Raw genomic sequence first — 5,460 nt, forward strand, 5'->3', positions numbered from 1 at the left:
GTCACCACCAGAAATACCGTCGTCCTGGCCCGTAGAGTTGACCTGTGTCTGCAGTTCCTGCCCCTGAAACCGGCCCCGACGCGGGCGCCATTTGGCACTACGGCGACCCGCTGGGTGAGCAGCGCGCCGCCGAAACCGGCGCCGCTCTCATCGACCGGTCGCATCGCGCCGTGCTCACCCTGACCGGCGACGACCGTCAGACTTGGCTGCACAGCATCTCCACCCAGCACGTAGGCGCACTTCCCGACGGCGCGAGCACCCAGAAACTCAGCCTCGACGGGCAAGGTCGCGTCGAAGACCACTGGGTCCAGACCGAACTCGACGGCGTCACCTACCTGGACACCGAATCATGGCGCGGCACACCGCTGTTGGCTTACTTGCACAAGATGGTGTTCTGGTCGCAGGTGACTCCGGCCGCGGCCGACCTGGCGGTGTTGTCGCTGCTGGGGCCGCATCTCGCCGACCAAGCGGTACTCGACGCGCTCGGCGTCGACGCGCTGCCTACCGAGCTGACCGCGGCTCCGCGCAGCGGCGGCGGTTTCGTGCGCCGGATGCCCGAGGCCAATCCGGGCCAGATCGAGCTCGATATCCTTCTCGACCGCACCCACTGCGCCGCCGCACAACGGCGGTTGATCGAAACCGGGGTGCGCCCGGCCGGGATGTGGGCCTATGAGGCCCACCGGGTCGCGGCAGTGCGCCCCCGGCTCGGCGTCGACACCGACGAACGCACCATCCCCCACGAAGTGGGGTGGATCGGCGCCGCGGTTCACCTGGACAAGGGCTGCTATCGCGGCCAGGAGACCGTCGCTCGAGTACACAACCTGGGCAAACCGCCGCGGATGCTGGTTCTGGTGCACCTGGACGGGTCGGCGGATCGGCCGGTCACCGGCGATCCGGTGCTGGCCGGCGGCCGTCCGGTGGGCCGGCTCGGAACCGTGGTCGACCACGTCGATCTGGGCCCGGTGGCCCTGGCATTGCTCAAGCGTGGTATCCCAGCTGACACCGCTCTGCGCAGCGGCGGCGATGCGACGGTGGCGGCGATGATCGACGCCGACTCGCTGCCGGCGCACGACGGGCCAGGTGCCGGTCGAGTGGCTGTCGAGCGGTTGCGGGGAACGACCCGCTGAAGGTCGCTGCACACCGCGGGGCGCAACAGCACGCAGCCAGCAGGCACGCTAAACTGTGCACAGGACAATAACGACAAGAGATCGGAGCCGCCTACTCGTTAGGCCGCTCCGTTATTGCGCGAGGGGGTTCCCCCATGGGCCGTGGCCGGGCTAAGGCGAAGCAGACCAAGGTCGCTCGAGACCTTAAATACAGCTCACCGCAGACCGATTTCGATCGGCTCCAGCGCGAGCTGTCCGGTTCCGACGGTGACGACGCGGACCAGTCGGAGGGCGACGATCCCTGGCGCGACGTGGGTCGCTAGGCCGCTATGCGGGCTCGCCTCGCCAGCGAGCCGAAATCTAGAACCTCGGGTGCTGCCCAACAAGTTTTGCTCGCGGACTACCTTTGGCGCCTTTGTTGATCGTGCCGAGCACCCAGCAGTCGAGATGACGGGCAGTCAGGATCGCCAACGCGCGGTCGGTGTCTTCGGGCGCCACGACGGCAAGCATGCCCACGCCCATGTTGAAGGTCTTCTCCATCTCGGCGCGCGAGACGCGGCCACGCTGGGCGATCATCGCGAATACCGGTGCCGGGGTCCACGTTCCACGGTCCATCTCGGCGAGTAGACCGTTGGGGATGACGCGCTCCAAGTTGCCGGCCAGCCCTCCGCCGGTGACGTGGCAGAAGGTGCGAACCTGGGTTTCAGCGGCCAGCGCCAGGCAGTCTTTGGCGTAGATGATCGTCGGCTCCAGCAGTTCTTCGCCGAGTGTGCGTCCGAATTCCTCGACATAACCTTCCAGGTTGCCGTGGTCGATCTCCAGCAACACCTTTCGGGCCAGGGAGTAACCGTTGGAGTGCAGCCCGGAGGAGCCCATCGCGATGATCACGTCGCCCGGCTTGACCCGGTCGGGTCCGAGCACTTCGTCGGCCTCGACCACGCCGACGCCGGTGGCGGAGATGTCGTAGTGGTCGGGTTCGATGAGGCCGGGATGCTCCGCGGTTTCGCCGCCGAGCAGCGCACAGCCCGCTCGCACGCAGCCCTCGGCGATGCCGCCGACGATCGCGTTGAGTCGCTCGGGCACGATGCGGCCCAGCGCGATGTAGTCCAGCAGGAAAAGCGGTTCAGCGCCGCAGACGACCAGATCGTCGACGACCATCGCCACCAGGTCCAAGCCGACGGTGTCATGCTTGTCCATCGCCTGGGCTACTGCCAGCTTGGTGCCCACTCCGTCGCTGGATGCGGCCAGCAGCGGCTCACGATAACCACCGCGCAGCGCGAAGAGCCCGGCGAACCCGCCGAGCTTGCCGATCACCTCGGGTCTGGTGGCCTTGGATGCCAATGGCTTGAACAGTTCGACTGCGCGGTCGCCGGCTTCGATATCGACTCCGGCCGATGCATAGGTCGCGCCCGGGGTGGCCGGGTCTTTTCCGCGGGCGGTCATCGCGCTAAAGGCTACCGGTCGTCGCCCGGCACGAGGTATCTGCCACTGGTGCAGCGACAGCGTTGCGGCTAGGGGTGCCTCAGCACGGCGGCCTGCTCGGCTTCCGGCGAGAGCTCGGCGACGGTCTCTGCGTGCGCGGCCCCACGCGCGGCGTTGGCAAGCATCTGCTCGATCACGTTCTTGCCCAGCGCTGTCTCGCTTGGCAATTCGATCGGATACTTGCCATCGAAGCACGCCGAGCAGAGTCGCGAGGTGGGCTGCTCAGTCGCCGCGACAAGGCCGCGCAGCGAGATGTAGCCCAGCGTGTCGGCGTTGATGGCATGCCGGACGGCCTCGAGCATCTCGTCTTCGTCCTCGACGGCGTTGGCGATCAGTTCGGCGGGCGAGGGGAAGTCGATGCCGTAGAAACACGGCCACTTCACCGGTGGCGACGCGATCCGTACGTGGACTTCGACCGCGCCGGCCTCTCGCAGCATCCTGACCAACGCGCGCTGCGTGTTACCCCGCACAATCGAGTCGTCGACGACGATCAGTCGCTTGCCGCGGATGACTTCTTTGAGTGGATTCAACTTCAGCCGGATTCCGAGCTGACGGATGGTCTGCGACGGCTGGATGAAGGTGCGACCGACATAGGCGTTTTTCATCAGGCCCTGGCCGTAGGGGATGCCGGACTCCTGTGCGTAGCCGACCGCGGCGGGCGTGCCGGATTCCGGTACACCGAGCACCAGGTCGGCGTCGATCGGGTGTTCGCGCGCCAGGCGGCGGCCGATTTCCACGCGGGTGCCGTGCACCGAACGACCGGAGATCGTGCTGTCCGGCCGCGCTAGGTAGACGTATTCGAAGATGCAGCCCTTGGGCTCGGGGTTGGCGAACCGGGACGAGCGGACCCCATCGGCGTCGATCGCCAGCAGCTCACCGGGCTCGATCTCGCGGACGAACGAGGCGCCGACGATGTCCAGGGCGGCGGTCTCCGAAGCGACCACCCAGCCGCGGTCCAGCCGTCCCAGACACAGCGGCCGCACACCGTGGGGATCACGGGCGGCGTAGAGGGTGTTCTCGTCCATGAACGTCAGGCAGAACGCCCCACGCACGGTCGGCAACAGTTCCATCGCGGCCTGTTCCAGGGTGGAGTCGGCAGCGCCGTGTGCCAGCAGCGCGCCCAGCACGTCGGAGTCGGTGTTGGCCGCGCCCGGCGCCCTGGGGTTGATCAGCCCGGCCTCGCGGGCGCGGGCGACCAGCTCGGCACTGTTGACCAGATTGCCGTTGTGTCCCAATGCGACTCCGGTGCCGGCCGCGGTGTTGCGGAAGACCGGTTGGGCGTTTTCCCACGTCGGCTGGCCGCTGGTGGAGTACCGGCAGTGCCCGATGGCGACGTGCCCTTCCATGGCGGCCAACGTCTGCTCGTCAAAGACCTGACTGACCAGGCCGAGATCTTTGAAGACCAGCACTTGCGACCCGTCCGCGACGGCGATGCCGGCCGCTTCCTGGCCGCGGTGTTGCAGCGCGTAGAGGCCGAAGTAGGTCATCTTGGCGACTTCTTCGCCGGGGGCCCACACCCCGAATACACCACATTCCTCGCCGGGCGGGTTCTCTAGCCACTCAGAGGTGTCGGCTGTCTGGACGGTCACGATGTGGCGGCTCCCCGGGGAACGGATGGTGACGTGGTGGAGTCTACGGAAACGTTCGACTCATCGACGAATTGACTTCGCGTGTTGCGGCATGTCCGCGGCCATTAACGCAGCTCAGCAGCCCCACGAGAGTGCAAATGTCGCATGCGCCACAGCGGCCCCGCTCAGGTGTGACGGGAATCGCCCAGCGGCACCACTGGCAGCCAGGCTTCGATCTCACCGGCACGCGCCCCGGAGAGGCGGAGCGCGCCCGTGGCGGTCGCATCCGGCACCTGCAGAAGACCGGTGGCCAGCAGCAGCCAGGTTCGGGGATCGGTCTCGACGGCGTTGGGCGGAGTGCCGCGGGTGTGTCGTGGCCCCGCAAGACATTGCACCGCAACAAATGGCGGAATACGGACCTCGACGCTGGCACCGGGTGCCTGCACGGCCAGGGTGCGAGCGGTGAGTCTGACCGCCGCGGCGAGTTGGGCACGACTCGGCGCCGGGATGCCGTCGTCGCGCAGCCAGTCTTCGACGGCACAGACGGCGGCACGGGTCTGGACCGGATCGGCGTGGTCGCGCGCGGCGTTCATCGCAGGAGAGCCGCCAGCACCCCTTCGGACGTGCTGCGCAATTCCGCCAGTGCCACGGTGAACAGGCCCTGCACCTCGACCGCGGCTGAACCTTGGTCGACGACACCGATCCGGGCGGCGGGCAGGCCCCGCGCCTCGCACATGGAGGTGAAGCGACTCTCCTCGGTGCGCGGCACCGCCACCAACACCCGGCCGGATGATTCGGAGAACAACATGACGAACGGGTCTGCACCTTCGGGAAGCACAATGCGACAACCTGTTTCGCCGGCCACCGCCGATTCCACCACGGCCTGCGCCAGACCGCCCTCAGACAAGTCGTGGGCCGCTGACACCAGCCCATCACGCGAGGCCGCGCTCAGCACGTCGGCCAATAGCCTTTCCCGGGCGAGGTCTACCGCGGGCGGCCGCCCGCCCAGATGGTCGGCAGTTACCTGCGCCCAGATCGAGCCGTCGAATTCGTCGCGGGTGTCGCCGAGCAGCATCAGCGTCTCGCCCGGTTCGGTCCCCATCGCGGTCGGGATCCGGCGGGTGACGTCGTCGATCACGCCCAGGACCCCGACGACCGGGGTCGGCATGATCGCGGTGGTCCCGGGCTGGTTGTAGAAGCTGACGTTGCCACCGGTGACCGGACTGCCCCGTGCCGCCCCGCCATCCGCCACGCCGCGGACCGCCGGGGAGAACTGCCACATCACGCCGGGGTCCTCCGGGGAG

General features: G+C 67.8%; 6 protein-coding genes. 2 read left to right on the forward strand and 4 right to left on the reverse strand.

Annotation, left to right across the window (positions count from 1 at the left end):
- Positions 1-44: 44 nt before the first annotated feature.
- The gene (ygfZ, locus tag AC2VOU_RS04280; protein WP_486956232.1) at positions 45-1,127 is read left to right on the forward strand and encodes a CAF17-like 4Fe-4S cluster assembly/insertion protein YgfZ; all 1,083 of its coding nucleotides are present in this window, start codon (positions 45-47) and stop codon (positions 1,125-1,127) included.
- A gap of 134 nt (positions 1,128-1,261) precedes the next feature.
- A complete protein-coding gene (locus AC2VOU_RS04285; RefSeq protein ID WP_486938862.1) occupies positions 1,262-1,429 on the forward strand; it encodes a DUF3073 domain-containing protein in 168 nt (55 codons plus the stop codon).
- A 37-nt stretch (positions 1,430-1,466) separates the two neighbouring features.
- On the opposite strand, the gene purM is transcribed toward AC2VOU_RS04285, so the two are convergent.
- From purM to AC2VOU_RS04305, 4 genes are all read right to left on the reverse strand, one after another.
- Positions 1,467-2,549, reverse strand: coding sequence for a phosphoribosylformylglycinamidine cyclo-ligase (gene purM / locus AC2VOU_RS04290; RefSeq protein WP_486956233.1), 1,083 nt, complete (start codon positions 2,547-2,549; stop codon positions 1,467-1,469).
- Between the two features lie 68 nt (positions 2,550-2,617).
- Positions 2,618-4,177, reverse strand: coding sequence for an amidophosphoribosyltransferase (gene purF / locus AC2VOU_RS04295; RefSeq protein ID WP_486956234.1), 1,560 nt, complete (start codon positions 4,175-4,177; stop codon positions 2,618-2,620).
- Between the two features lie 164 nt (positions 4,178-4,341).
- On the reverse strand, positions 4,342-4,749 hold the full coding sequence (locus AC2VOU_RS04300) for a sterol carrier family protein (RefSeq protein ID WP_486956235.1): 408 nt from the start codon (positions 4,747-4,749) through the stop codon (positions 4,342-4,344).
- Positions 4,746-5,460, reverse strand: a 715-nt coding sequence (locus tag AC2VOU_RS04305) for an AIR synthase-related protein (RefSeq protein WP_486956236.1), incomplete at its 5' end; no start/stop codon positions are given. The genes AC2VOU_RS04305 and AC2VOU_RS04300, both read right to left, overlap by 4 nt.

The sequence above is a fragment of the Mycobacterium sp. TH-M25 genome, from assembly GCF_057473665.1.

Bases quoted from the DNA above. Each gene is read 5' to 3' on its own strand.
- AC2VOU_RS04300 (WP_486956235.1), bottom strand. From the start codon at position 4,749: ATGAACGCCGCGCGCGACCACGCCGATCCGGTCCAGACCCGTGCCGCC.
- AC2VOU_RS04285 (WP_486938862.1), top strand. From the start codon at position 1,262: ATGGGCCGTGGCCGGGCTAAGGCGAAGCAGACCAAGGTCGCTCGAGAC.
- purM (WP_486956233.1), bottom strand. From the start codon at position 2,549: ATGACCGCCCGCGGAAAAGACCCGGCCACCCCGGGCGCGACCTATGCA.